Annotated in this window: 27 protein-coding genes and 1 tRNA gene; 10 read left to right on the top strand and 18 right to left on the bottom strand. The window is 29.9% G+C overall.

The features are described 5' to 3' along the window. Positions 1–63: 63 nt before the first annotated feature. The 5 genes from MK083_01310 to MK083_01330 all read left to right on the top strand — a co-directional run bounded on the left by MK083_01310 (position 64) and on the right by MK083_01330 (position 3,580). Positions 64–1,503 carry an amidase gene (locus tag MK083_01310; protein MCH2673093.1) on the top strand — a complete coding sequence of 480 codons (1,440 nt, stop codon included), beginning with the start codon at positions 64–66 and terminating at the stop codon, positions 1,501–1,503. An 86-nt stretch (positions 1,504–1,589) separates the two neighbouring features. After that, a complete protein-coding gene (locus MK083_01315; protein ID MCH2673094.1) occupies positions 1,590–2,033 on the top strand; it encodes a redoxin domain-containing protein in 444 nt (147 codons plus the stop codon). Positions 2,034–2,042: 9 nt separating this feature from the next. Further along, positions 2,043–2,126: transfer RNA gene (locus MK083_01320), tRNA-Leu, on the top strand. A gap of 76 nt (positions 2,127–2,202) precedes the next feature. Next, positions 2,203–3,006: an alpha/beta hydrolase gene (locus tag MK083_01325; protein MCH2673095.1), complete on the top strand. Its 804-nt coding sequence runs from the start codon at positions 2,203–2,205 to the stop codon at positions 3,004–3,006. Between the two features lie 79 nt (positions 3,007–3,085). Then, positions 3,086–3,580 carry a hypothetical protein gene (locus MK083_01330; GenBank protein MCH2673096.1) on the top strand — a complete coding sequence of 165 codons (495 nt, stop codon included), beginning with the start codon at positions 3,086–3,088 and terminating at the stop codon, positions 3,578–3,580. 13 nt (positions 3,581–3,593) lie between these two features. On the opposite strand, the gene MK083_01335 is transcribed toward MK083_01330, so the two are convergent. Beyond that, positions 3,594–4,466 (bottom strand): aldo/keto reductase, encoded by an 873-nt coding sequence (locus MK083_01335; protein MCH2673097.1) that lies wholly within the window; start codon positions 4,464–4,466, stop codon positions 3,594–3,596. Between the two features lie 83 nt (positions 4,467–4,549). Between MK083_01335 and MK083_01340 the strand changes: the two genes are divergently transcribed. Continuing rightward, positions 4,550–5,371, top strand: coding sequence for a metallophosphoesterase (locus MK083_01340; GenBank protein ID MCH2673098.1), 822 nt, complete (start codon positions 4,550–4,552; stop codon positions 5,369–5,371). Positions 5,372–5,417: 46 nt separating this feature from the next. Here the strand turns inward: MK083_01340 and MK083_01345 are convergent, their stop codons facing one another. The 5 genes from MK083_01345 to MK083_01365 form a co-directional block, all read right to left on the bottom strand. Further along, positions 5,418–6,659, bottom strand: coding sequence for a hypothetical protein (locus MK083_01345; GenBank protein MCH2673099.1), 1,242 nt, complete (start codon positions 6,657–6,659; stop codon positions 5,418–5,420). Between the two features lie 40 nt (positions 6,660–6,699). Continuing rightward, a complete protein-coding gene (locus MK083_01350) occupies positions 6,700–7,839 on the bottom strand; it encodes a hypothetical protein (protein ID MCH2673100.1) in 1,140 nt (379 codons plus the stop codon). 183 nt (positions 7,840–8,022) lie between these two features. Then, positions 8,023–8,940, bottom strand: a complete 918-nt coding sequence (locus tag MK083_01355) for a hypothetical protein (protein ID MCH2673101.1) — start codon at positions 8,938–8,940, stop codon at positions 8,023–8,025. Between the two features lie 48 nt (positions 8,941–8,988). Then, complete coding sequence (locus tag MK083_01360) at positions 8,989–9,417, bottom strand: hypothetical protein (GenBank protein MCH2673102.1); 429 nt, start codon at positions 9,415–9,417, stop codon at positions 8,989–8,991. A gap of 14 nt (positions 9,418–9,431) precedes the next feature. After that, positions 9,432–10,343 (bottom strand): ADP-ribosylglycohydrolase family protein, encoded by a 912-nt coding sequence (locus MK083_01365; GenBank protein ID MCH2673103.1) that lies wholly within the window; start codon positions 10,341–10,343, stop codon positions 9,432–9,434. A 142-nt stretch (positions 10,344–10,485) separates the two neighbouring features. On the opposite strand from MK083_01365, the gene MK083_01370 reads away from it, so the two are divergent. Next, a complete protein-coding gene (locus MK083_01370; GenBank protein MCH2673104.1) occupies positions 10,486–11,763 on the top strand; it encodes an MFS transporter in 1,278 nt (425 codons plus the stop codon). Here MK083_01370 and MK083_01375 read toward each other — a convergent pair. From MK083_01375 to pgsA, 5 genes are read right to left on the bottom strand one after another with little or no spacing between them, the layout of a single operon-like run. Further along, complete coding sequence (locus MK083_01375) at positions 11,760–13,061, bottom strand: mandelate racemase/muconate lactonizing enzyme family protein (GenBank protein MCH2673105.1); 1,302 nt, start codon at positions 13,059–13,061, stop codon at positions 11,760–11,762. The two genes, MK083_01370 and MK083_01375, sit on opposite strands and share 4 nt — an antisense overlap. 3 nt (positions 13,062–13,064) lie before the next feature. After that, entirely contained in the window at positions 13,065–13,871 is an 807-nt protein-coding gene (locus tag MK083_01380; GenBank protein MCH2673106.1) for an RraA family protein, read from the bottom strand. Continuing rightward, positions 13,871–14,413, bottom strand: coding sequence for a GNAT family N-acetyltransferase (locus MK083_01385; GenBank protein MCH2673107.1), 543 nt, complete (start codon positions 14,411–14,413; stop codon positions 13,871–13,873). The genes MK083_01380 and MK083_01385 overlap by 1 nt, the downstream gene beginning before the upstream one ends. Positions 14,414–14,415: 2 nt before the next feature. Beyond that, positions 14,416–15,324, bottom strand: coding sequence for a sugar phosphate isomerase/epimerase (locus MK083_01390; protein ID MCH2673108.1), 909 nt, complete (start codon positions 15,322–15,324; stop codon positions 14,416–14,418). A gap of 48 nt (positions 15,325–15,372) precedes the next feature. Further along, the gene (gene pgsA / locus MK083_01395; protein MCH2673109.1) at positions 15,373–15,921 is read right to left on the bottom strand and encodes a CDP-diacylglycerol--glycerol-3-phosphate 3-phosphatidyltransferase; all 549 of its coding nucleotides are present in this window, start codon (positions 15,919–15,921) and stop codon (positions 15,373–15,375) included. A gap of 77 nt (positions 15,922–15,998) precedes the next feature. Here pgsA and MK083_01400 point away from each other — a divergent pair, with 77 nt between their 5' ends. Then, entirely contained in the window at positions 15,999–16,382 is a 384-nt protein-coding gene (locus tag MK083_01400) for a tetratricopeptide repeat protein (protein ID MCH2673110.1), read from the top strand. Positions 16,383–16,385: 3 nt separating this feature from the next. On the opposite strand, the gene MK083_01405 is transcribed toward MK083_01400, so the two are convergent. Further along, complete coding sequence (locus MK083_01405) at positions 16,386–17,525, bottom strand: alpha/beta hydrolase (GenBank protein ID MCH2673111.1); 1,140 nt, start codon at positions 17,523–17,525, stop codon at positions 16,386–16,388. Positions 17,526–17,607: 82 nt separating this feature from the next. Between MK083_01405 and MK083_01410 the strand changes: the two genes are divergently transcribed. Together MK083_01410 and MK083_01415 are read left to right on the top strand one after the other, a co-directional pair. Then, complete coding sequence (locus MK083_01410; protein ID MCH2673112.1) at positions 17,608–17,787, top strand: hypothetical protein; 180 nt, start codon at positions 17,608–17,610, stop codon at positions 17,785–17,787. A gap of 3 nt (positions 17,788–17,790) precedes the next feature. Next, positions 17,791–19,185 carry an amidase gene (locus MK083_01415; protein ID MCH2673113.1) on the top strand — a complete coding sequence of 465 codons (1,395 nt, stop codon included), beginning with the start codon at positions 17,791–17,793 and terminating at the stop codon, positions 19,183–19,185. On the opposite strand, the gene MK083_01420 is transcribed toward MK083_01415, so the two are convergent. The 6 genes from MK083_01420 to MK083_01445 form a co-directional block, all read right to left on the bottom strand. After that, entirely contained in the window at positions 19,177–19,434 is a 258-nt protein-coding gene (locus MK083_01420; protein ID MCH2673114.1) for a DUF6295 family protein, read from the bottom strand. The two genes, MK083_01415 and MK083_01420, sit on opposite strands and share 9 nt — an antisense overlap. A 3-nt stretch (positions 19,435–19,437) precedes the next feature. After that, a complete protein-coding gene (locus MK083_01425; GenBank protein MCH2673115.1) occupies positions 19,438–20,202 on the bottom strand; it encodes a dienelactone hydrolase family protein in 765 nt (254 codons plus the stop codon). Between the two features lie 44 nt (positions 20,203–20,246). Beyond that, positions 20,247–21,254: a phytanoyl-CoA dioxygenase family protein gene (locus MK083_01430; protein MCH2673116.1), complete on the bottom strand. Its 1,008-nt coding sequence runs from the start codon at positions 21,252–21,254 to the stop codon at positions 20,247–20,249. A gap of 62 nt (positions 21,255–21,316) precedes the next feature. Continuing rightward, positions 21,317–22,048 (bottom strand): ABC transporter ATP-binding protein, encoded by a 732-nt coding sequence (locus MK083_01435; protein MCH2673117.1) that lies wholly within the window; start codon positions 22,046–22,048, stop codon positions 21,317–21,319. Further along, positions 22,045–23,274: an ABC transporter substrate-binding protein gene (locus MK083_01440; GenBank protein MCH2673118.1), complete on the bottom strand. Its 1,230-nt coding sequence runs from the start codon at positions 23,272–23,274 to the stop codon at positions 22,045–22,047. Before MK083_01440 ends, MK083_01435 begins: the two co-directional genes overlap by 4 nt. Further along, a complete protein-coding gene (locus tag MK083_01445) occupies positions 23,271–24,323 on the bottom strand; it encodes an iron ABC transporter permease (GenBank protein ID MCH2673119.1) in 1,053 nt (350 codons plus the stop codon). The genes MK083_01440 and MK083_01445 overlap by 4 nt, the downstream gene beginning before the upstream one ends.

Consider the following 24,323-nt stretch of genomic DNA (forward strand, 5'->3'; position numbering starts at 1 on the left):
TTTATGTAATATTCTTAAAAAAATAGTATATAACTAGAAATAGAAAAAAACTAAATAAATAATATGACTAATAATAATTTTGGATATCTTTCAATAAATGAACTTCATAATCTATACAAGACGAAAGAAACCTCACCAGTTGAAGTAATAAAAGAAACTCTTGAAAATATATACAAATTGAATAATGAGTTAAATGCTTACATAACAATAACAGAGGATTATGCATTATCTAAAGCAAAAGAAGCTGAAAAAAAATTCTTAAAAAATGAAAATATAAACTTACTAACTGGGATTCCAATACCTATAAAAGATGTCGAACCAATGAAAGATTATAGATGTACTTTTGGCTCGTTACCACGAGATGAAATTTCAAAAAATGATTCAATGGTTGTAAGAAAAATAAAACAACATGATGGAATAATAGTTGGAAAAACTAATACGCCTGAATATGGACAAGCTGGAACTTCAGATAACAGAGTTTTTGGATCAACATATAATCCTTGGAATAAGAAAATGACCTCGGGTGGATCTAGTGGTGGTTCAGCTGTTTCAGTTAGTTCTGGTATAACTTCTGTTGGTCAAGGTGGTGATGGAGGTGGAAGCATAAGAATACCAGCTTCTTTTTGTGGAGTTTATGGAATAAAACCAACTCAAGGTAGAATTTCTAGAATTGTAGATGGAAGTGTTAAATATAATGTTGTGAATAATGCCACATCTGGACCTATAACTAGACATGTTGAAGACTCTGCTATATTACTAAATGTATTATCTGGGTTTTCTGAAGAAGGTGAATATATAACAATCAATAATAGCGGTCTTGATATAAAAAAATTATTAGAAAACAAAAAATTTAAAATTGCTTATAGTCATTCAGTAGGAGGAGCAAATATAGATAAAGAAATATCAAAGAATGTATTAAGTGCTTTAAAAAATTATGAAAAACATTATGAATGTGAAATTGAAGAAATAGATTTTTATCCAGAATCATCAGAAGAGATTTATGAAATATTTTTTGATTTTTTTTGTACTAAAGGATATGCTAGTGATCCAAACTTAATTGATGATAAAAAAATGAAAGAAAAGGTAACTGATTACTTATTGAGGAATTGGGAGCATGGAAAAAAAGTATCTGGCAGTCGAATGTTTGAATGTTATAACAAAATTGGTTATTACAGAGATTACTTAAATAAGCTATTTAATAATTTTGATCTTCTTATTACTCCTACTATGGCTACAACTGCATTTGAGGTTAATAATCCTCCAAAAGAAATTAATGGAATTAAGTTAAATGACCCACTCTGGGATTTCACCCCACTAACATATTTTTTCAATCTTACAGGAAACCCTGCAGCAACAGTACCTGTAGAAAATTCAAAAAATAATTTACCAATTGGTCTTCAAATAATTGGTCCAATGGAAAATGAATTTGATGTGCTGAATATTTCAAAACAGTTTCAAAATATACTAAAATGGGAATCCAAGAAACCTAACATATGTGTGTAGTAATTAGATATTAATATTGTTAATCTAGAATTCTTGTATTATTATAGAAACAGTAAACTATATATCGATTGAAATTGGAGGAAATTGTGAATATCCCTGATATTAACTTGTTAGATCTTGAAAGAAAACCTGTAAATCTAAAATCATTTGAAGGGAAAAAAACAGTTATTGCATTTTTTCCTGGAGCTTTTACTGGAGGATGTACAGAAGAATTGTGTACATTCCAATCAGACCTAAAGGAATTTGAAGATTTAGGTGTCCAAATAGTAGGAATTTCTGTAGATACTCCTTTCGCATTGACTGGTTGGTCTCAAGCAAATAATATTTCATTTCCCCTTCTAAGTGATTACAAAAAAGAATGTATAAAATTATTTGATGTTGAGTTTGAAGGTCTAGCTGGAATGGATGGGTATATTTCCTCTAATAGAGCAGTATTTATTGCAGATTCTTCAGGTGAAATTACCTATAAATGGGTTGCAGAAAACCCAGGAGTACTTCCAGATTTTGGTGAAATAAAGAATAATCTCTAATATCTTAATGCGGCTGTGGTGAAATGGCAGACACGCATGCCTTAGGAGCATGTGCCGAAAGGCGTGGGGGTTCGACTCCCTTCAGCCGCACCAATATTGAATACGAATTAATGATCCCTAATAGTCTTTGATAATATATTCTTAAATAAAAATCATAAGGGATAAAGTTATGCCTGAATATACATTTAATTCTACAAGTACCAATATCAATTACTTTCATAATGATATTAAATCTGAAAAAGCTATTTTTCTTATACCCGGAGGATGGAGTAGTTGGAGAGGTTGGTCAGATTATTTACAAGATTCTGATCATAGTAAACAATATTCTATCTATGCCATTGACCCTCCTGGTAGAGGGAAAAGTGGAGATTTAGATAATTTTAATATGGATAATCTTGTTCAACCTATGGTTGAACTTATAGAATTTATTAATTCAAAAAATTCATATGTTATTGGACATTCTTATGGGGCACTTATGGCTTGTGAAATAGGAATGAAAATGGGAACTAAACTTAAATCAATACTAGCTGAAGATCCTGGTTGGAGTTTTACATATGAAGATTTAGATGTAAAGGAATGGGGTAATGTTCCCAATATTTTAAGTCAAAAGCCTAATTGGAAAAATTCCCTAGACGCAGTTTATGAATTAAATGGACCAGATAAAGAGAAGTGGAATATAAATTTAATTTTGTGGGCCCTAAATGCTTATGAATCTTCAGATAATAGTTTCAATCTTTTGAATAAAGAATCAACTAATCAAGATTACATAAGAATTTGTAAAAACCTTAATATAAAAACGTATATTGCCAGAGCAAACCCAGAAAAAGGAGGAATGATACCTGATCAAGTTATGGATGAAGTCAAGGATCTTAATCCATTGATTGAATTTCATGAATTTGATACAGGCCATGGAATAAGAAGTGAAAAACCTGAAGATTATCATTTACTTATAGATAAAATGCTAAATTACTAAAATAATATTTTTTTTCCTTATAATATTTCATAAACCAATGATCTTATATCTCTAACTATTTTTCTGATAAAATCTTTTTATGGATTTAGAAGTATTAGCTCAAATAATCACAGGAACAGCAACTCTTATTGTTGCATTTGTCCTTATGTATCAACTTCGCCAGCAACACAAAGATACTGAAATACAAATTAGTATGATGAGTGAAACTCTAAATGAAAGAATACACAATTTTGGTAACTATGATAAAGATTATTCTGAAGTTATTTACAAAGGTCTAAAAATAGAATTTGAAGAATTCAATGATCTTGAAAAATGGAAGTTTGAGCGATGGGCAGGCCTAGTATTTAGAAGAATTGTACAAGATTGGAGATTAGGAAGAGTTAATAGATCCAAACAAGCATATAAAATTGCTTTTAATTCTTTATTTAAGTACAAAGCTTCGCATTATCTTTACCTTAACTTTCAAAGAAAAGCATTAATAGGTTTTGAAAACATTCCAGAGTGGAAAAAAGGTTTATATAAGATAAGTGATGAATGTTTCGAAGACATAACAGGCACAAAACTAAGTAAATAAATAAAAATCACTTTTATTTAATAACCCAATTTCCTGGATTTAATAAGTCTGGATCATCTGTCTTCAATTCTTCTGGAATAGTTGGAACATTACCATCACTAGCATTAATGATATTTTTTAGCTGTTCTTTGTTATCAACGCCTACTAATACTCTAGATATTTCTGGTTTAGAAATCATATATCTAATAGATGCTTCTAGGGGTGACAATTTATTATCAGTAAGCCATTCATACCAAAATTTCCACAAGTTACTCCATCTATCAAAATATTTTGGTCTTTTATCCATATCCATTAATAATAGACCTTGTAAAAAAACAGAACGAGTGTGAATTTCAATTCCTCGAGAATATAATTTATTTAATAATCCATTATTAATTAAACGGTTATCTAAGATATTCATTGGTAATTGAATAATGTCTATGTCAAATCTTTCAATTATCTTTATTAGTTGATTATCAATGTAAGCTGAAAAACCAATTTTTTTTACTAAACCTTGTTCTTTTAGTATTTGAAGTTTATTGAAAATCATTTCTCCACCTGGTTTCAATAGGTCTTCACCATGATGGACTAAAAATGCATAAAGTGATTTTTGTTTTAGTAATTTTAAAGAGTGGTCTAAGTCATTAATTACTAAATTCGCTTCATTTTCATTAATAATGTCTTGTTCGAAGGCTCGACTTTTAGTCACAATATCAAAATCTACAGTATTTACATTCCCTAATACTTTTTCGCTAGACCCATAAAGTTGAGCTGTGTCAATTAAAGTTATTCCACTTTTACGAGCTAAATTTACAATTTTAAGCACTTCATTTTGCTCAACTTTTATACCAGAATTAATACCATAATCCATGCCAAATTGAACTGTCCCTAGAGCTAGTTTTGTCATAAATATAAATCTTCCATACTCATCAATTATATTCTTTAGATTTTATCTTTCAGTATAATAATTAAAAAATTAATTCAAATTATATGTCTATTTTACTAATAACAGATACTCAGCTTGGAATGGCACTTAAGAATATCAAATTTGGAAGATGGACTAAAAAAGCGCTAGATTGGAAAAAAGATCTAGATCCATCAGAAAAAGAAATTGAAAACTTAAATAAATTCATTCAATTTTCAAATAAACATAATCCAGATTTCATTATTCATACTGGTGACATCATTAACGAAATTGATAAACCTAGCGACCTTTCTAACTACAAATCATTAGTAAATAAAGTTGAACATAAAATTAATCATGTTCCTGGTAATCATGATGTTGGAATTGATTCTGACAACTTATCAGTAGAAGGATTAAATTTTTACTCTAAAAATTTTGGAAAAGATTTCTATAATTTGCAATGGAATGATTTTCAGCTATTTTTTTTGAATAGTTCGAAGTTTATTAATTATGAAAATAAAGAATTTTATAAAGATCAAATAGATTTTATAAAGCAAACCCTTAAGGGATTTTCCTCAAGTCAAAGAATTATAATATTTATGCATCACCCTCCCTATATTAATCCAAAAGATATACTTCCCTCTCATGAAGAACTTATATATAGTAAAGATCTATCATATTGGATATTTGAAGAAAGTATTAATAAAGAATTCTTTGAATTATTTAAGAATCATAAGCTTGAGTATATTTTCACAGGTCATTTACATATTAATTTAGAAACTTCTTATTACGAAACTAAAATCATTACTACTTCTGCACTAGGTTTGCCTTTAGGAGCAGACCCTTCAGGTTATAGAATTCTAGATTACAAAGAAGGTAAATTATCTTATAAATTTTATCCTATATGATATTTGACCATAACCTTATCTAAATAATTTAAAGAGTAAGAAATAATTAATTATTTGTAGAAAATTGATTATTTTTCAATTCTTCTAATCTAATATCATAAATTTCTTGAGGACTATTTATAATCAAAAAATCAGCATAATCTGTTATGGGTCCTTCAGGGAAAAAACCAACTGGAGCTGGAGAATTTGGATCTTCTGAATTCATAAATATCTTATAATTCTCATATGCTTCTTCTTTTGTAATTCCAACATGTTTTCTAAAAGATTCATCGAATCCAAGCTCATGATAATCTCTGGGTATACCTACCCATAATGCTTGGTAGGAAGATATGTAAGCAATATAGGCATTAAAAATTGACCAATTACAATATCCTGTTTCTCGATATTCTTCTTTGTCTGTAAATTCTGTACAAGCTTTTTTATTGGGATCAGATAAACGCCTCAAGCCTTGCATATCTTTCTTTGCATCAATGTAATAATTATCTAAATTCATCATTTCAACATCTACATCTTCATAATTGAGATTTTCAAATTCACTAAATTCTTTCCAATAGTGCCTTAACCATAAATTAGGAAATATACCCGCTGCTCCTTCTACCCACCATGCAGGAGAATTAATATGATTATGACCTCCACAGCATTCTCCTTCCATACCCATACTTCTTTCAAAAGAATGTGATCTTTGATAATGATGAAAGTATTCATGAGCCCAGCCATGATATATAACTGCTTGACGCTCAGATAAAGGAGAACCCCATTCTTTGCTTTCGTGAGGGTATTGAATGAATTCATAATCCATAATACATAATGAATAAGGATCAGGAAGAGATCCATCACTTGGATGAGCTCCTGCTCCAGTTAAACATCCAGCCCTATTTAAATATGGCTTTCCATTGTCAGCAATATTTATTTCCAAGGGATGTTCCCAACCTACTTCTTCTAATCTATCGAAAACAGGCATAGAAAATTCATTAGTGGTTGTAATAAACATAATATATTTTTGATATGACCCTATTATAGAATTCAAATTATCTTGTATTTCGTTATATTGATCCTTATAAGTCAAAGGTACATCAGTTGAAGTAATAATTTCTTGAGCAAAATAGTCTTTAGGTATATTATTTTCTAGATTAAAATAATGTTCTTCAAGATTTTGATCTGAAATATCTTTGGTACTTTGATCTGAAGTATCTTCTCTAATTTGATCTGAAATATCTTTGCTACTTTGATCTGAATTAGAACAACCTAGTATAAGAATTAAAATTAAAAATAAAAATTGATTTTTCATACTGTGATTATATTTAGCTTTCATAGGAATAAATTAGTTTTTAATTATTTGATTTAGTTGATTCAATTTTATCTTGATAAATCCTATCTAATAATTTTAGTATCTCTGAATCAGGTTTTCTTAAGAATTCATCAAAATCATCCATGTATGATTGATATTCTTTACCAAAATATTTCGTAAATGCTTTATCGAAGCTTCCTTCTTCTTCAAGATTTTCCCAAAAATTATATATAGATTCTTCGCCAAAAATATCTATAATGTAAGCTATAAACCATGCCCCTAATTCATATCCGATTTCTTTTTCTTCACCTTCCCAAGTAAAGTCATTTAATTTCTTCCCTGAACTTAAATACTTACTTTTTAGCCCGTCTCTACGGTCATCAAGTGATTTTTTCATCATTTGTATGAACCATTCACGATCATCAACTAATTGAGCATATTTATAATATCCAAAAAATACAGCATTTCCTTCAATCCACCAAGGTACTTCATCATCTGAGTTAGTTCCTGTACCTAATTTCCCAACCATTTTCATCAAATCATCTCTTGATGCTGCTTTATCAAGATTTGAATATTGATATATATGAAACATTTCATGAATTGTCACATAGCCATAAGAATCTGCATGCATAGGAAGATCATGACTATTACTGATAAACAAGTTAAATCCATCTGAATGCATATTACTAGATATTGATGATCCAGAGACTCTACCATCTGGTTCTGTAAATAAACATAGGCCAAAATCACATCCTTCTTTTTGAGGATTATAATTCTTAGGATTACATTTACCGTTATCATAACCATTATTACCATAACCACCTTTACTTGTTCGTGAATTATGAAATTCTTCTAGATGATCACAATACTTTTTTTCTAATTCCATTGCAGAATTAACATTATTTCTATCTAAGGCAGCTATATAAACTGGATTAATTAAATCCCAATTAGAAGTTGATTCGTCAAAAAATAGAGTTTCAGAAACACAAAGCCATTCTTTTATTAGATCAATACCATCTTGATCTAAAGATTCAGCCTGAAAAATATATGCTTCTAATTTATTTGTACATTCAACTTTTGGTAAATCTATATTTTTTTTACTAATTTGATCTGAAGTTTCTTCAAAATTCAGACAACCTAATATTAGAGATAAAGATAAGAATAAAAATAAATTTTTCATGTAGTTAATTATAGATCTTTTCCTAGATTAAAAGTTAAGATAGAGTTACATTATAAATAATGACTATAATAGGCTTTTTTGTATTCTTTATAAAGAAAATTCTTCCTTTAATTGTTGGGTTAGCAATAGTAGGAGGTTCTATCTATTTGGCTTATAGTTTGATAATGAGACTTTAGAAAATAATTAAACTACTTCAACTTGGTTTTGTATAAATCCTACACCTTCAAGGCTTATACTTACTTTATCGTCTTTTTTTAGAGGTACAATTTCATCATTTTTTCTAGAAATAGCAAAACCTCCTGAAAATTGTAAAACTAAATCTGGAGGAGAATCATGAATAACAGTTGATCTTACTATTTCTGAAGGTGAAGTCTTAAATTCTGTAATAATTGATCCAGAGCCTACTTTTTCATTATTTCTAAAATGATTTATCTCAAGCTTAAGTTCTAATGGTTTATTATTTATATCATCATCTTCCATAGATAATATACATGGACCTACAGATGCACACCCGGTAAATACCTTTGAAGGAGTTACCCAAAATTCTGAATTAGATCTCAAGTTACCAGCAACTTCATTTCCCACTGAAATTCCTACAAATTTACCTTTGTAAATTATAAATACAATTTCACCTTCAGAAATTGTTCTTTCTGTGTCAGATCGTATACCTATTTTTTCATAAGGCCCAACTAATCTATCATTAGATCCTTTATACAAAATGGTTGAAACTTGAGGATTTTCAAATGCTTTTTCATTTTTTATATCCAAATTATCTATCTGATCTTTTGAAAGAATTAATCTATTCCCAAAGCCTTCAGCCCACATTTCATCTGGTTCTATAGGTTTAATTATTCTAGCTGGACCCTTTTTATCAATTGATGATTGTATTAATTTAGATAAATTATAAGTCTTTCCTTTATCTTCTAATATTTTCTTTGTTATTTCATCAATCTTAGTTTTAGAAATATGACTTGTTTCAAGTAGGGTTCTATAATCCTTAACAAGATTATTTATACTAGTTAGAGAAGTAAGCTCATCTTCAGAAGTTTGTACACACAAATGAATAGATCCAAATTCTTCCATTATTCTAAAATATTTCATAAAAGCTCCAAATAACTATTATTGACTTATAAACTATATATCAAATTATTACCAAAAGACCGTTTGATTATTTTGAATAATTGAGTTTAAGAATTTACCCTTAAAATATCTTTTTTTTGTTGGTTCATAGTAAGTTATCATTTGATTCTTTATAAGATCTTTTGACATATGATCATAGATTAAAGTAAGTGTTTTATAGTTCTCATGTAATATTTTTCTGCTAAAACTTAAGCTATATTTTTTATCTTCTACAAATCTTAAGGTTTTATTTTGATAAAACTGTCTCCAAATATTTAATGGAGCTTCTAATTTGGTATACTCATCATTAAAATTAATCAGTTTTTCTGAGAAAGATTTAATTTGAGAAAAATCTATTTCCATGGTTTCTTCATAATTGATAATCTTTGGTTTTCTATTATTTTGTGAATAATTTTTTTTATAATCAAACTTTATTAATACTTTTCTAAAATCATTCATACAAGTAATTAGCTTTAGATACTATTTTTAACTTCATATAGTTTTTTTGCTATAAATTCGACCAGATCTCTGTTCTTTAGCTTAGATTTCCAGGAATTTGGAATATCACTGTAACCGTAATAAGCACCTCCTAATTGTCCAAAAATAGCGGCAGTAGTATCTGCATCATCTCCTAGATTTACTGCCATTAATGCACCTTCTCCAAATGAAGAACTACGATGAAATACCCATAAAGCTGCTTCTATAGATTCGGTTATATTAAGTGTTCCCCTTATTTCTGAAAGATTTTTTTTTGCATATGAACCTTTAGCAATAGTATCTATTAATTTATCTAAAGGATTATTTTCCCATAATTTTGATTCATAACTTAAAATAGATTCTTTATCTTTACCTTGAAGAGCCTTAACAATCATCGATCCATAAAGCCTACATGCATCTATGCAAATAGGATTATTATGAGTTGATTTTGAACTGTCCCCAGATTTAGCTATTGCCTCCATTAAGTTATCTGAATAAAAAAGTGGTATAGGTGATAATCTCATCAATGCACCATTTGTAGCTTGGTCTTTTACAGGCTTTGGAATTCCTGATTCTTTATAATTTGTTATTGCTAATCGAGCTGTTGGACCACAACCATATCCCCAATCTTTACAACTTAGGTAACCTTCAAATAACCATTCTGAAAAACGATCAAGTTGATCATTTATATCAAATTCTTTTTTGGTAATAAGACTATCTGCAATACATAACGCTTGAGAGGTATCATCAGTCCAAAATGTATCATCTTGCATATCCATTATTCTTTCAAATGAACCCCTAGATTTTCCTTCTACTAAGCTACCCAGCTGATCTCCAATAGCTAAACCAACAATTGATCCCATCCATTTATTTATCGAGGGTAATTTATTATTTGAATCTTTTTTCATATTAAAATTTGTAATTTATAAATATATTAATATAGTTTTTTTTTATATGTTGCATAAATATTAAAATCATTAAATAAATTACTAATTTATTAATAAATTTGATGTATAGTTCCTTCAATAGGTTTTAATTTTAGAGGGTTTTTTGGAAAAAAATACAAATAATTCAATAGACTATCTTTCATCATTAAAATATCCTGATTTTCTTAAGATGTGGCTAGCTGGTTTATTTGCAGGTTCTTCTCATTGGGCTCTAATAGTCGTTAGAGGTTGGGTTGTATACCAAATTTCAGATAGCAGTATGTATGTTGGATTAGTTACATTTGCTGCTCTAATACCTATGGTTATAGTAAATCCTTTTATTGGATATTTAGCTGATAAATTTCAAAGAAGAAGAATACTTCAAATTATGTTCTTTATTAATTTTGCTCATAATTTAGGATTAGCATTTTTATATTTTTTAGACCTAATAGTTCCATGGCATTTAGTAATATTAGCATTTGTTCAAGGATCTGCTAGAGCCTCTCAAATGCCATCAGGTCAGGCATTAGTTCCAAATATAGTACCTAAAAAAAATTTACTTAATGCAGTTGCATTAAATGCTTCTACAATTCATGCAACTAGATTATTAGGTCCTTTAGCTATAGCTCCATTTATTAGCTATATTGATAGTAATGAGAGGTCTATAGATGGTACAGACATTGCTTTCTTTATATGTACAGCTTTTTATCTACTGAGTTTTATCTTTTCAATGATGATTCAAAATAAATCAACTGGAAAAATTAATTCTGAGTCATTCTTTAAGGGTTTTGCTGAAGGAGTAAGGTATGTTCATTCAAACAAACCAATTTTAATCATTATTATAATTACAACTTTACACTGTATGCTTACGATGTCTTTTGAGTCTATTCTGCCCTATTTTAGTGTAAACAAACTTGGAGCTGAGGGACCTGCTCTTAGTTTCTTAATGATGTGTGTTGGAATTGGAGCTTTAAATGCATCTGTTTTTCTTGCAGGTACTTCTAGTGAAAAACTTAAAGGAAAATTATTTTATTACTTTGCAATATTAAGTGGTATTGCTCCATTAGTTTTATCTTTCTCTACAAATTTATTGTTATCTATGTTTGGAACAGTACTGATGGGATTGGGACAAGCAGGATTTATGATAATTTCTCAAACTCTTATACAGGTTTTAGCTCCAGATTATATAAGAGGGCGTATAGTGGGTATTTATGCAATGTATGCTGGAGGAAGCATGGCTTTATTTAATTTCATAAATGGCTTGCTAGCAGACTTAATTAATCCAGGATATTCTTTGGCAGTGCAAGGAATTTTATTTTCCTCAATAGTTATTATTTATAGAAACCAGAAAGTCTTAAGATTTATTTACTCAGGTAAAGCTAATCAGTTAGTTAAGGCTTAACTCCACGTTCTATCATGAGAATCTGGCTTATCCCAATCAGATGTATCTTGAAAAAATCCTTTGGGATAAATAGAAAATTTTGTATCAGCTCCATGGACTCCTTGAGATGATTCTGCTAAATGTTCTTTTATTACTTCATCATTTAGTTCTATTCCAAGACCAGGTGCATCAGTTACCTTTATAAAACCATTCTTTATCATAGGTCCCTCTTGCCCAACTAGAGTTACCAAGTCATTCCACCATGGATTATCCACTGAGTGCATCTCTAGTGCTATAAAATTATCAATAGATGCAGCACAATGTACATTTGCCATTGCAACAACTGGAGAACCAGCTTGGTGTAAAGCAACAGGAATACCGGCTTCTCTACAATAATCAGCTATTCTTTTAGTTTCTAGGATACCACCTGATGTTGCTAGATCTGGATGAGCAACAGAAATAGCTTTTGCCTCAACAAGTGGTTCAAAGCCTTCTTTGCAATAAATATCCTCACCAGTTGCGACAGGAGTATCTACTCGACTCTTAAGCATTTTCCATTGATCAACCAACTGCCAAGGTATCATATCCTCATACCAAGCAAGAGTAAATTTATCTAAAGCTTTACCAATTCTTATAGCATTTTCTACTCCCATATGTCCAAAATGATCTGAAGCTAAAGGGATTTCATAACCAATAATATCTCTAACTGTCTTTACATACTCTTCCATTTTAGATATTCCATAGTCTGTTACTTGTATTCCCGTAAAGGGATGCATTACATCATTAGATTCTTCGATAAATTTTTTATTAATTACTCCATTTTTGTACTCTGCTGCTATCCATAATCCAATATCCATCTTTAAGAATTCGAAACCATTTTTCATTCTTTCTTTTAATGAATTCCCCATTTCTTCAGGATCTTTCTTTAGGGGAGTATCTGCATAAACTTTTATATTTTCTCTATATTTTCCTCCTGCTAACATATAAGCTGGAATACCATATGCTTTACCGGCAAGATCACATAAAGCCATTTCAATTCCACATACGCCTCCTGCTAATCTTCCATGACCTCCAAACTGTTTTAGTTTTTGAAAAATTTTATCTATATCACATGGATTTTGGCCTAAAATTTTACTCTTAAGGGATAAAGCATATCTTGCTGAGGCTCCATCTCTAACTTCACCTAAACCATAAATATCTTGATTAGTGTATATTTTTATTATTGGCCATCTCCAACCACCCTCACCTATTACTGTAATTCTCATATCAGTAATTTTTAGATCAGAAGGTACAGAGTTATTTGATACATTGATAGACATTATTTATTCCTTTTCTTTTTTCCAATTTTCAAAGTCTTTTAACATTTCTTTTGAATATTCTCTATCTACTTCACCTGGAGTATAAATTCCTTCCATTATTCTTTGCTGTCCAAATTCATCTTTCAATCTAACGTCTTCAGAGGAAACTACAACTTCTTCTGCTAAATGAGGGGGAATAAAAATAATTCCTGTTCTTGTTCCTAATACAACGTCACCAGGTATGCATGTTGCTTCCCCAATTCTTGTAACACCATTTATTTCTGGCATAGAAACATTATTTATCGCACTTGGATCTAAACCTCTGACAAAGGCATTAAAATCTTCCATTTCAAAAATTCTTTGTGTATCCCTAATTCCTCCGTCTACAACCATTCCAGTACCAGTTTTTGATTTTATTGCTGTTGTAAGATTATCTCCAGCAAATGTTCCATCAAAGACTTTACCAAAAAGATCCACCACTATTAAGTCATTATTTTCTAATTCATCAATTACCCAAGAATTTTGACCACCAATTCTTTTATCTTTTTTACCTTGATTTTCTATAGCTTGATTTAAGTCTGGCCTTTGGGGAACGAATCTACATGTAACTGCTCTTCCAACTATAACTCTTTCAGGGTGTAAGTTATTCCAATTACCAGCAAATTGATAATTATAACCATTTTTTCTACATGTACCCCAGGCTTCCTCTGTTGTAACTAATTTCATTCTTTTCAGTATATTGTCAGAAACAAGAGGTCTTGAATTTTTATCTCTTTCTCCTTTCCATGATTTTGTAATGGATTTTATTATTTCTGGATTTGTTAATTTCATTATTTTTTCTCCTTAATTTTGTCCCATTCTTCTCTAAGAATTGAAAAATAAACTATATCTCTTCTTTTATTTTGAGCTATAGTATGTTTTCTAAAAATACCCTCTTGTTTCATATTTAATTTTTTCATCACGGATTGTGATGGTAAATTTCTTGTATCTGTTTGAGCAAAAATTTTTTCTAAATTTATTTCGTTAAAACCATATTCAAATATTCTTTCCACTGCCTCAGGTATAATTCCTAACCCCCAATATTCTTTTGCTAGTGAATAACCTATTTCTGCTCTTTTTTCTTTAAGTTCCAAGTATAACCCAATGCTTCCAATCATTTTGTCTTTGTATAAGATAGAAAATCTAGCATGTTCAGACCAAGGAGAATTAACTGCTTTTTGTACAAAGTCCTTTACACTTTCTTTAGTATGAAATTCTAGAAATCTATGCCATTCTTTATCTAAAGAATACTTTTGAACAATTTGAGTATCTTCTATCTCGATTGGCCTCAATAGTAATCTTTTTGTTTTAATATATTTAGGTTTTTCTAACATACTTAATTAGGATATTTTTCCCAAGTTATTCCAGCAACATTAGAGTATTTTAAGGTTGCTTCATATGAAGGCTTAAATTTATCTCTAGGAATATGCTCTACTAATATTTGAGCACTTGGACATATTTCTTGCATTCTTTTCAAAAAATAAATTTGATCCATCATACCACTTCCTAAGTATTCTTCTTCTAATTGAAATAAAAGTGAATCTATAACCTTAAAATCTTTTAAGTCTGCGCTTATTGTATATTCTCCAAGAAGAGTAAAGAATTCTTCAAGAAATGGTCTAGTATTATATGCCTGTTCTAGTGAAGATAAAAAATTAACTGGATCTTGATTAAATTTTAAATTTTTAGACCCAACAGCATCAAAGAAATCTTTTACTTTTTTAGCAGAATAAACAGGTGAAACATATCCACCTTCTAACAATAAATACATTCCTTCTGATTCGGCAATCTTACAAATTTGTTTAGTTGAATCTACAAGCCTATCAAATACTTTTGGTGTATGATTTAGAGGATGTGGAAGCCATGCTCCATTTTCATTTATGCTTCCAGGTCTAAGATATGTACTTGGGCAACCAAGTTTTACTGATAATATACACATTTCTTTAACAAATGAAATTGTATTTTTTCTAATACTTTCATCTGAACTTACTAGACCCCCACCATAAGTTCCTCTAGAATTTCCAATTGCTATAGAATTATTATGAAATCTTGATTTTATTTCTTTAATTGCTGCTTCTGAGTAAGCTGAGGGGTCAGAGACTACTACATTATGGACTGTATAACCTATATCAGCTACTTCTTTTAGATCTTCATTCGTATAAGTTAAAACATCAAATTCATGAGGTATATTCCCACTATAACCTGCACCAGTTGTCCCTATCATTGAAGCTGCACCTAAATACATAATTACTCCTTTTTTGAATAACTTTCATAAAGTATAACAGTAAGATTTTTACCTGATATATGGAAATGATTGTTTGAAATATTTATATGCAGATAAGTACGCAAAAAATGTTCCTATAACTAGAACTAATATACTCAGCTCAAAATAATAAGAAAAATTAATAATTGGAGTTCCTATGATCATACCTATTCCTGTCATTTGAGTAATTGTTTTAGTTTTTCCTAATGATGAAACCTTAACTAGATTACTTCTAGAAAAACTTGCCATCCATTCTCTTAGTGACATAACAAAAATTTCTCTTATTATTATCAAAATTGTAATCACAAATAATATAATTGATTCTCTTTGATATATGAGGGAAATTAGTACTAAAAAAACTAGGAATTTATCAGCTATTGGGTCTAGAAATTCACCAAATTTAGATTCCAGCGATTTTCTTCTTGCGAAAAAACCATCAATAGCATCACTTAAGGAACCAAGTATAAAGAGAATTACAGCTGCAATGACAGAAAAAGTAGAATCAAAAAATAATAATGTAGATACAATTATTGCAAAAAAGAATCTTGATAAAGTAATTATTGTTGGAAAATATGTCATTAATTTTTTGTTTTCTGTTTTTAAATATAAACTAATTCTTATAATATGAGTATGAATATCTTAAAGTAATTTATCAAATGGAATCGTCTTATTTTAATTCAGGTATAAATAAAGCTAAACTAGGTCTTCACGATGAGGCCATAGAAGATTTTGAAAAGGCTTCATGGGAAGATCCTGATAATTTTGAAATCCAATTTAATCTTGGAACAGCTTACTTAACAATAGGAGAGTTTGAACAAGCAATAGTAAATTTAGATAGAGCCATTAAGATATCGCCAAAAAATTCTGATGCTTGGGGAAACAGAGCAGTTGCTAAAGCTGCTATAGGTGAGGATTCTGAATCAGAAAAAGATAAAGAACAGGCAATAGAATTAGGGGCTAATCCAGATGGTATTAATGCAGTTATAGACATAGTTAAGGAAAAAAGAGAAGGATCTGACCCATTTAAGAATTTAAAATAATATTTATAAAAAGAATCTTAATAACAATTCATTTACTCTATCTGGATTTTCCTGCTGCACCCAATGTCCTGCATTTTCAACAAGTTCAATTCCTTCAAACTTGGTCATTATAGTCTGCATTTTTTTTAAAGCTCCAGGCTTTTGATATATTCCCCAGTCGCTTTTTCCCGAAATAAATAAAGAAGGAACATCAATTCTATAATTGCTAAAAAGGGATAGCTTTTGTAAATTTTCATAATCTACAGAAGCTCTATACCAATTGAGTCCGCCTTGAAATGAAGTTTTAGAATATTCTTCGAAATATACTTTTATTTCCTCATCTGTAAGCCATTTACATTTCTTTATTTCTTGTTCCGTTGGCATATAGTCATTTACAGTCTCTGCCATATTTTTTTGTTTATCCATAATATAATAAGTAGGCATTTTAGATAATTCTTTGGCGTCCCATAAATTTATTTCAAAAGGTTTATTATTTTTCCAATCAAAACTTTTATAGTGGTAATATGCTCTAATAAAAGATTTTAATCCTTGTTTAGAATTCATCATTTCATAATTAGCTGACTTTGTTCTGTAATATGATTGATAGTGTTTTCTAGGAAATTCTAATTTAGCCAAATCTTTATCTATTTGATCAGTTTCAGGAATATATTCATCTTTTGATTTAAAAATAAAAGATGGAGGACCAGTAAATGGTCCGCTCATAGTTACTAAGTTCTGAAATACATCAGGTCTAAGAAGGGTCGCCCAAGATGCAGGGCCTATACCAGAATCATGTCCAATAATTCCATGAACTTTATCGTAGTCTAATTTTTTTATAAGATTATATATATCTGAAACTAGATTCAACTGAGAATAATTAAATAGATTATTTGTGTATGTTAAATCTGAGTTCTTAGTGCTTCCAAATCCTCTTTGATCAGGGGCAATTACGTGAAAACCATTATCAGAAAGAACAGGCAGAATTTTTCTCCAACTATAAGATAATTCTGGAAATCCATGAAGTAAAATTATTAATTTAGAATCAGAAGTTTTCTTTCCAGATTCTAGATAATGCATATCAATGCCATTTATATCCTGAGCATAATTAGATTTAATCTCTCTTGGAAGCAAATCTTGATAGTAAGAATTTATTTTAGAATTCAATAGGTTTATTTGTTATTTATTTATAATTAAAGAATATATATTTTGTATATTATGTAAATAAAAAATCCATAAGGGTGAAAAAATGTTAGACAATTCTAAAGAAGCATTTCTAAGTCAATTAAAGCTTAAAAATATAGACTTATCAGATGAAGATTTTAATCAATCTTACAAAACATATCTAAATTTTAGAAAGATTTATGCTTCAATGAAAAATCAAGATATTGATAATTTTGAACCAAGACAAAGATATTTTGGAGAATGATATATGAATAAAGAATTATATTACTTATCTATTAATGAACTTAACTCTATGTATTTAGGAAAGGAAACATCTCCTGTAGAAGTTACAAATGTTTTTTTGAAAAGAATAAAAGAATTTGATTCAAGCTTAAATTCATATATTGAAGTTTATGAAAAAGATGCAATTGATAACTCAAAGTTAGCAGAAAGTTCATTATCTGAAGCTTCAACAAATAAGTTAATTGGAATCCCTTTAGGTCTCAAGGATCTTATAGATATTAAGAATAAAATTACAACAGCTGGTTCAAAAATATTAGAGAATAATGTTGCAGAATATGATGCTAAAATTACTAAAGATTTTATTGACTCAAAGTCAATAATCTTAGGTAAAACAAATTTAGTTGAATTTGCATTTGGAACACTTGGTATTAATACTACAACTAGAACTTGTAGAAATCCTTGGGATATGAAAAAAGTTCCCGGAGGATCAAGCTCAGGTTCAGCAGTATCTGTTAGTAGTGGGTTAGCCACATTCGCCATAGGTACGGATACAGGAGGTAGTATAAGGATGCCTGCTGCATTATGCGGTATTACAGGATTTAAGCCTACCTATGGAACAGTGTCTAGAGTGGGAGTAAAAGACCTGAGTTGGACTATGGACCATGTTGGACCAATGGCTAGATCCGCTAATGATTGTTTAGAAGTGATGAAGGTAATTTCTGGATATGATTCAAGAGATAAATACTCATTAGATAATCCTAAAGAAAGTTTTATAGATTCAGAAAAAATAGATAGAACTAATATGAAAATTGGTATTCCTAAACAATATTTTTTTGATGACGTAGAAAGTGAAATTTTGAAAAGAGTAAATGAATCAATAGAAATTTTCAAACAACTTGGTTACCAAATAATTGAGATTGATATGCCATTTGTTAGTGATGGTAGAAATATAAATATTGGAGTCTTAATACCAGAGGCTATATCTATACATAGAAAATTTCTTGGGAGATCAAAAGAATATACAAAAACTGTAATAAATAGGCTTTTAGGTGGCCTAGGAGTTACTGCAGATGAGTACTTAGATGCTTCGAGAGCAATGTCTTCGTTTAATCAAAAAATGAAAGTAAAAATGAGTGAAATTGATGCAATAATCACTCCAACAGTACCATCACTTACGCCTAATATTAAAGATTCATATAATCCAAACACTTTAGAGGCAAATTCTATGGGTAAATTTACAGGAGTTTTTAATCTAACTGGACAACCTTCTATTTCAATACCATGTGGACTGACTAATCAAAATTTACCGGTTGGATTAATGATTTCAGGAAAAATGAAAGAAGACCTCAAAATTTTAAAAATTGCTATGGATTTTCAAAATAATTCTGATTTTCACGAGCTTAGACCAAATCTAAGTTAAATGATTACCTTTATTTAGCGCAATATTTAACTTTTCTATAATATCTAATGCAGATTCTGGAGTTATTTCTACTGTAATTCTTGAATCAATAGGGTTCATATCATTTTTAAAACTTAAAGTTATAGAGTGCTCACAATCAACATATGTAGAATGATCATAATATATATCACAAGAGTCTAAGGGTATCCATGATTTTATTTTTTTCCCGGAACCCTTTACTTTAGCTTTTTCAGCAATCATTGTACACATTTGTTAACTCCTTAATTTTTCTTCTACAAAATCAAATATTTTATCCCAAGCATCTACAGATTGTTGCTGTCTATAATAAGGTGCATGATAATACATAAAACCGTGGCCTGCTCCATCATATCGATGAAAAGAATATTCCTTATTATTTTCTTTCAATAATCGTTCATGCTCATTTACTTCTTCTGGTGTAGGAGAAACATCGTCATTTCCAAACAGACCTAATAGTGGTGCAGATAAAGATGAGGTTAATGTTGAAGGAGATTTAGGTTGTTTTTCGCTTAATGCGTCATCTTTCATGACAACATTTCCACCCCAACATTCTATTATTGCTTCAAATTCATTTGACATACATCCAGCTAAAAACGCATGTCTACCTCCAGAACAAGTACCAAATATTCCAACTTTTTTACTAGAATTAGGAAGTGCTTTTAGATAATCTGAAGAACCTAATAAGTCATTCATTGCTTGATCATCTGATATTCCTCCATTAGATCTAACTTCTGCAGCTACATCATCAGGAGTTCCATTTCCTTGTCTATGATATAAATCTGGGCATATTGCCATATAACCATGGTGAGCAAATTTTCTTGTAAATTCTTTATAAATTTCATCCCAACCAGGAATATGATGGGCTAAAACTATAGAAGGAAATGGACCATTTCCTAAAGGTTTTGCTATGTAAGCTGTAATGTAATCATTATTTCTAGATTTTATTGTTACAGTTTCTGCAATCATACCCTCATAATCATGGGTCTTGTAATCAGACATAATTACTCCTTAAGTAAATTTTTTAATTATTAAAGTTGAAATTCTTATGCGCAGGCGACATCGTCGCCATCCCATCTATTGAATGCAAATTGCTCAGTTTGAGCTAAATTATCTCTGGCAGATTCCCATGATTCATACCAAACTTGAGCATCATCTAGAACTTCATCTGGATTATCATTACTTCTTGCAACAAATCCTGGAAAAATATCTCTACCTGTTGGTTCTCCAATTGGTTGATATCTTAGATCAAAACTCCATCTTATTTTGTTACTTATATTTGGTAAAGCAGAATGGACAGTTTTTTTAGTTAGAAAGAGAGCATCACCTTTTTTCATAGGAACTGCCATGGCATGTGATTCATCAAATAAAGTTGTTGGGATTTGTAAGCCACCTGCATTCAAGCTTCTATTTATTTTTCCAGTTTTAGGATTGAATCCTGGACAATGAGTAAGAACTTTACCTTCGTGACTTCCAGGAACAACTTGAAGACAACCATTTTCTTCGGATGCATCCATAAGTGGAAACCAAACTGTTAGCATATTTGTATTGTCTACTTCTTCTGTTGCTACACCTGCATCTTGATGCCATGGGGTAGCACCAAATTTAACAAGCCCATTTTCATCTTTTGGAGCTTCTGATTCAGGTACCTTAATTCTGACATGCTGAATTGGATTAGAGAAAATTTCTTCCCCAATTATTGACTCAACAGCATCAAGAAGGTTGTTATTTTTTAGTGCATTGAAAACAGCAGGACCTGCCCAAAAGGGTGTGTCTTCCTTGATACCACTTTGAGGTAGAGAGAAATCGAAAAATTGATTATAAACTTCTCCCGATTCAGCATATATTTTGGTTACTCTTTCACCAAATTCTAAATCCTCATATTTTGATGAGATCTTGCCTTCCTCAAATAATTTTTTTGCCAAGTTATCAAGTACAGTGTGATACTCATCTATTATAGGGTCAATTATATTTTCAGGGTCAATTAGATTCTCAACTTTTAAGAATCCAAATTCATTAAAATGATTTAGTTGATCTTTAGTTAGACTAGCCACAAAAAACTCCTATTATTTTTCTTAATTATACATAAGTAAATTACTATTTGTACATGAGTTTATTATATTACCCATTCAGGTAAAGTTTTAAGATCAAATAAATTTAATATATTTGATTCATTTATGATTTTTTTTGTTTCTCCCTTGCAAAGTATCTCACCTTCTGAAATCATAAAACAATCATCGGTAATCTCTTCAATAAACTTAATATCATGTGAAGTAATAATAACTTTAGTTCCATCAGAGATAATATCTCTAATAACATCTAAAATTAATATTTTGTTAGAAAGATCTAAATTTGATGTAGGTTCATCTAATAACAAGTATTTCGGTTCTTGAACTAAAGCTCTTGCTATTCTAACTTTTTGTTTTTCTCCAGAGGATATTTCGTCAACATTTTTATTGGATAAACTAGCTAAATCTAACTTTTCAATTGTTTTATTTATAACTGATTTATCTGATTTAGATAAAAAGCCAAAAGTATTTAAGTATGGATACCTTCCCATTTCAATTATTTCTCTTACTGAGAAATCAAAAGTAGGTTCTAAATCTTGAGTAACTATTGCAACCTTTTTTGATAATTCTCTTTTTGAAAAATTCTCGATTGACATACCATCAATATAGATATTGTCATTCGGAACATTTAATATTCCGCATAATATCTTTAGTACTGTAGTTTTACCAGACCCATTTGGTCCAAGAAAGCCAGTAGACATTTTTCCAATATCTATATTGATGTTCTTTAGAGCTTTAGTATTTTCATAACTAAAATCTAAAGCTCTAATTTTTATCATTCAAAATCCCCAAAATTTTCTATATCTTCTAGATCCCATAATATTTTTGCTAATTCTTCAGATCCCTTAAGATTCCAATAGGATAGGGTTGTCCACCAATTCGAGTTTACCATATAAACTTCATCATTTTTTATAGCTTCAATTGAAGCAAGAGATTCATCTGACATTAGGTCATCATAAAAATCTTGACCTCCCCACTGAACTGATTGTGTTATAAGTATCATCTCAGGATTCATAGAAATCAAAAGTTCTTTTTCTATTGTATTATTTGACTCTACTCCATTAGCTGCTGCAACGTTTTTTCCACCTGCCAACTGGATGATTGAATCTTCGGTTGACCCATTTCCAGCTGTCCAATATGCATCCCACCAGGATAATGTAATAACATTTTTAGTTTTATCAGTATTTGATTTAGCTAAATCATTTAAGATTTTAACTTTATTATCAATATCTTCACTTAGAAATAAAGCTTTTTCCAAATTTCCTGTTATGTAAGACATTAGCCAAACATCATTTTTTCTTCCTTCAGAGGAATTATTTAAAGATGTTTGAATAACTGTAATTCCTACATCTTTCAATGTATCCATTAATTCTATAGATGCATAAGCATCTGCAAAGACTATGTCAGGTGAGAGTGAAATTATTGTTTCAGGATCAGTTGTCACAATTGGTAATCCTTCAGATTTTTTTTCTATGTTACTACCACCTTCTTGAGCAAAAGAGGTTGTTCCTGCAATTTGATCAGTATTTGATACACCAAACAATATTTCATCATGACCTAAAGAAATTGTTAATACTTTTTCTGGTCTTTCAGTAATTGTAATTTCTTCATCATTAATTAAAACTTTTCTAGGCCATGATAAATTTTCTGGCTCTATAATAGCTTCAATTTTAGAAAGTGCATCTATAATTTCTTCATCATGATCGTGTGCCTCGTGATCTTCATCTGAATCATGATCTTCTTTATCTTCATCATGATCGTGTGCCTCATGATCTTCTTTATCTTCATCATGATCGTGTGCCTCATGATCTTCATCTGAATCATGATCTTCTTTATCTTCATCATGATCTTCATCTGCATCATGATCTTCTGTATCATATAATGATTCTGAATAACCACCTGAACTATTATCATCGTATACTACTGTGTTATCTTCACCTGCTTGACAAGCAACAGCAAAAATAAACAATAATAAACTCATTAATAAAAGCTTAATTTTTTTCATTTTTTACTCCTTACTAAATTGTTTTTAAAAATCAAAAATATAAAAAAGGGTCCACCTATAAGACTCATTAAAACTCCAACTCTTATATCAACTGAAGCAAATATAACTCTTGCAATAAAATCCATTGAGACTACAAAAAAACCACCAAGAAATGCAGATAATGGAATAACCAATCTATTATCGTTTCCGATTAAGAGTCTTACGATATGGGGTACCACAAGTCCTACAAAAGCTAAAATTCCACTTACTGAAACTGCTGCTGATGTAGCAAGAGAGGTAAATACTAAACAGGATAATAGGGTTTTATTTACATTTATCCCCAATGAAGATGCATAATCATCTCCGATCATAATGAGATTTATTTCTTTAGATTTATAAATTAAAAATAATAATGAAATAATTATTATTGGTATAGTTACATACAAATGTTCCCACCTAGTTGATTCAAAGCCTCCAATTAACCAATAAAAAATTGCTCTCATTTGTGATGGGTTATCGCTTAGATATACTGAAAGTGTTATTAATGCATTTAGGAATGTACCTATTGCTATACCACCTAACAAAAGTACAGAAGTTGATTTTCTTCCAGTTGATACAAATATCAAATAAACTACAATCGAAGCTAGCAATCCTCCTAAAAATGAAAAAGATGGAACTACTAATAGGTGAATTGAATGAATTGCAAAAGATATTGGAATAACAGCACCCAAAGCTGATCCTGCTGAAACTCCCAAAATAGATGGATCAGCTAAAGGATTCCTGAACAATCCTTGCATTACAGCACCAGATATAGATAGAGCAACTCCAACAAAAAAGGATAAAAGTATTCTTGGTAATCTAATATCATAAATTATTGATTCACTAACAGTGCCTGAATGACTAGAAGAAAAAATAATTGAAAAAACATCTGACAAAGGTATTCTAAACACACCTGTTGAAAGAGATATTGATGAAATCAATATTGATAAAATAAGGAAAGATAATAAATAAATTAGAAGTAGATTTTTTTTATCTATTTGATTGTATGAAGCGTTATTTATATTTTTCAT

Source organism: Dehalococcoidia bacterium, from assembly GCA_022451965.1.
GTDB lineage: Bacteria > Chloroflexota > Dehalococcoidia > Lucifugimonadales > Lucifugimonadaceae > TMED-70.

What these genes read in the sequence shown, in the direction of transcription:
- MK083_01330 (MCH2673096.1), top strand. Translation starts at nt 3,086, where the DNA reads ATGGATTTAGAAGTATTAGCTCAAATAATCACAGGAACAGCAACTCTT.
- MK083_01390 (MCH2673108.1), bottom strand. Translation starts at nt 15,324, where the DNA reads ATGTATTTAGGTGCAGCTTCAATGATAGGGACAACTGGTGCAGGTTAT.
- MK083_01340 (MCH2673098.1), top strand. Translation starts at nt 4,550, where the DNA reads ATGTCTATTTTACTAATAACAGATACTCAGCTTGGAATGGCACTTAAG.
- MK083_01350 (MCH2673100.1), bottom strand. Translation starts at nt 7,839, where the DNA reads ATGAAAAATTTATTTTTATTCTTATCTTTATCTCTAATATTAGGTTGT.
- MK083_01400 (MCH2673110.1), top strand. Translation starts at nt 15,999, where the DNA reads ATGGAATCGTCTTATTTTAATTCAGGTATAAATAAAGCTAAACTAGGT.
- MK083_01420 (MCH2673114.1), bottom strand. Translation starts at nt 19,434, where the DNA reads ATGTGTACAATGATTGCTGAAAAAGCTAAAGTAAAGGGTTCCGGGAAA.
- MK083_01410 (MCH2673112.1), top strand. Translation starts at nt 17,608, where the DNA reads ATGTTAGACAATTCTAAAGAAGCATTTCTAAGTCAATTAAAGCTTAAA.
- MK083_01335 (MCH2673097.1), bottom strand. Translation starts at nt 4,466, where the DNA reads ATGACAAAACTAGCTCTAGGGACAGTTCAATTTGGCATGGATTATGGT.
- MK083_01380 (MCH2673106.1), bottom strand. Translation starts at nt 13,871, where the DNA reads ATGAAATTAACAAATCCAGAAATAATAAAATCCATTACAAAATCATGG.
- pgsA (MCH2673109.1), bottom strand. Translation starts at nt 15,921, where the DNA reads ATGACATATTTTCCAACAATAATTACTTTATCAAGATTCTTTTTTGCA.
- MK083_01355 (MCH2673101.1), bottom strand. Translation starts at nt 8,940, where the DNA reads ATGAAATATTTTAGAATAATGGAAGAATTTGGATCTATTCATTTGTGT.
- MK083_01345 (MCH2673099.1), bottom strand. Translation starts at nt 6,659, where the DNA reads ATGAAAAATCAATTTTTATTTTTAATTTTAATTCTTATACTAGGTTGT.
- MK083_01440 (MCH2673118.1), bottom strand. Translation starts at nt 23,274, where the DNA reads ATGAAAAAAATTAAGCTTTTATTAATGAGTTTATTATTGTTTATTTTT.
- MK083_01360 (MCH2673102.1), bottom strand. Translation starts at nt 9,417, where the DNA reads ATGAATGATTTTAGAAAAGTATTAATAAAGTTTGATTATAAAAAAAAT.
- MK083_01435 (MCH2673117.1), bottom strand. Translation starts at nt 22,048, where the DNA reads ATGATAAAAATTAGAGCTTTAGATTTTAGTTATGAAAATACTAAAGCT.
- MK083_01425 (MCH2673115.1), bottom strand. Translation starts at nt 20,202, where the DNA reads ATGTCTGATTACAAGACCCATGATTATGAGGGTATGATTGCAGAAACT.
- MK083_01310 (MCH2673093.1), top strand. Translation starts at nt 64, where the DNA reads ATGACTAATAATAATTTTGGATATCTTTCAATAAATGAACTTCATAAT.
- MK083_01375 (MCH2673105.1), bottom strand. Translation starts at nt 13,061, where the DNA reads ATGTCTATCAATGTATCAAATAACTCTGTACCTTCTGATCTAAAAATT.
- MK083_01415 (MCH2673113.1), top strand. Translation starts at nt 17,791, where the DNA reads ATGAATAAAGAATTATATTACTTATCTATTAATGAACTTAACTCTATG.
- MK083_01365 (MCH2673103.1), bottom strand. Translation starts at nt 10,343, where the DNA reads ATGAAAAAAGATTCAAATAATAAATTACCCTCGATAAATAAATGGATG.
- MK083_01385 (MCH2673107.1), bottom strand. Translation starts at nt 14,413, where the DNA reads ATGTTAGAAAAACCTAAATATATTAAAACAAAAAGATTACTATTGAGG.
- MK083_01325 (MCH2673095.1), top strand. Translation starts at nt 2,203, where the DNA reads ATGCCTGAATATACATTTAATTCTACAAGTACCAATATCAATTACTTT.
- MK083_01445 (MCH2673119.1), bottom strand. Translation starts at nt 24,323, where the DNA reads ATGAAAAATATAAATAACGCTTCATACAATCAAATAGATAAAAAAAAT.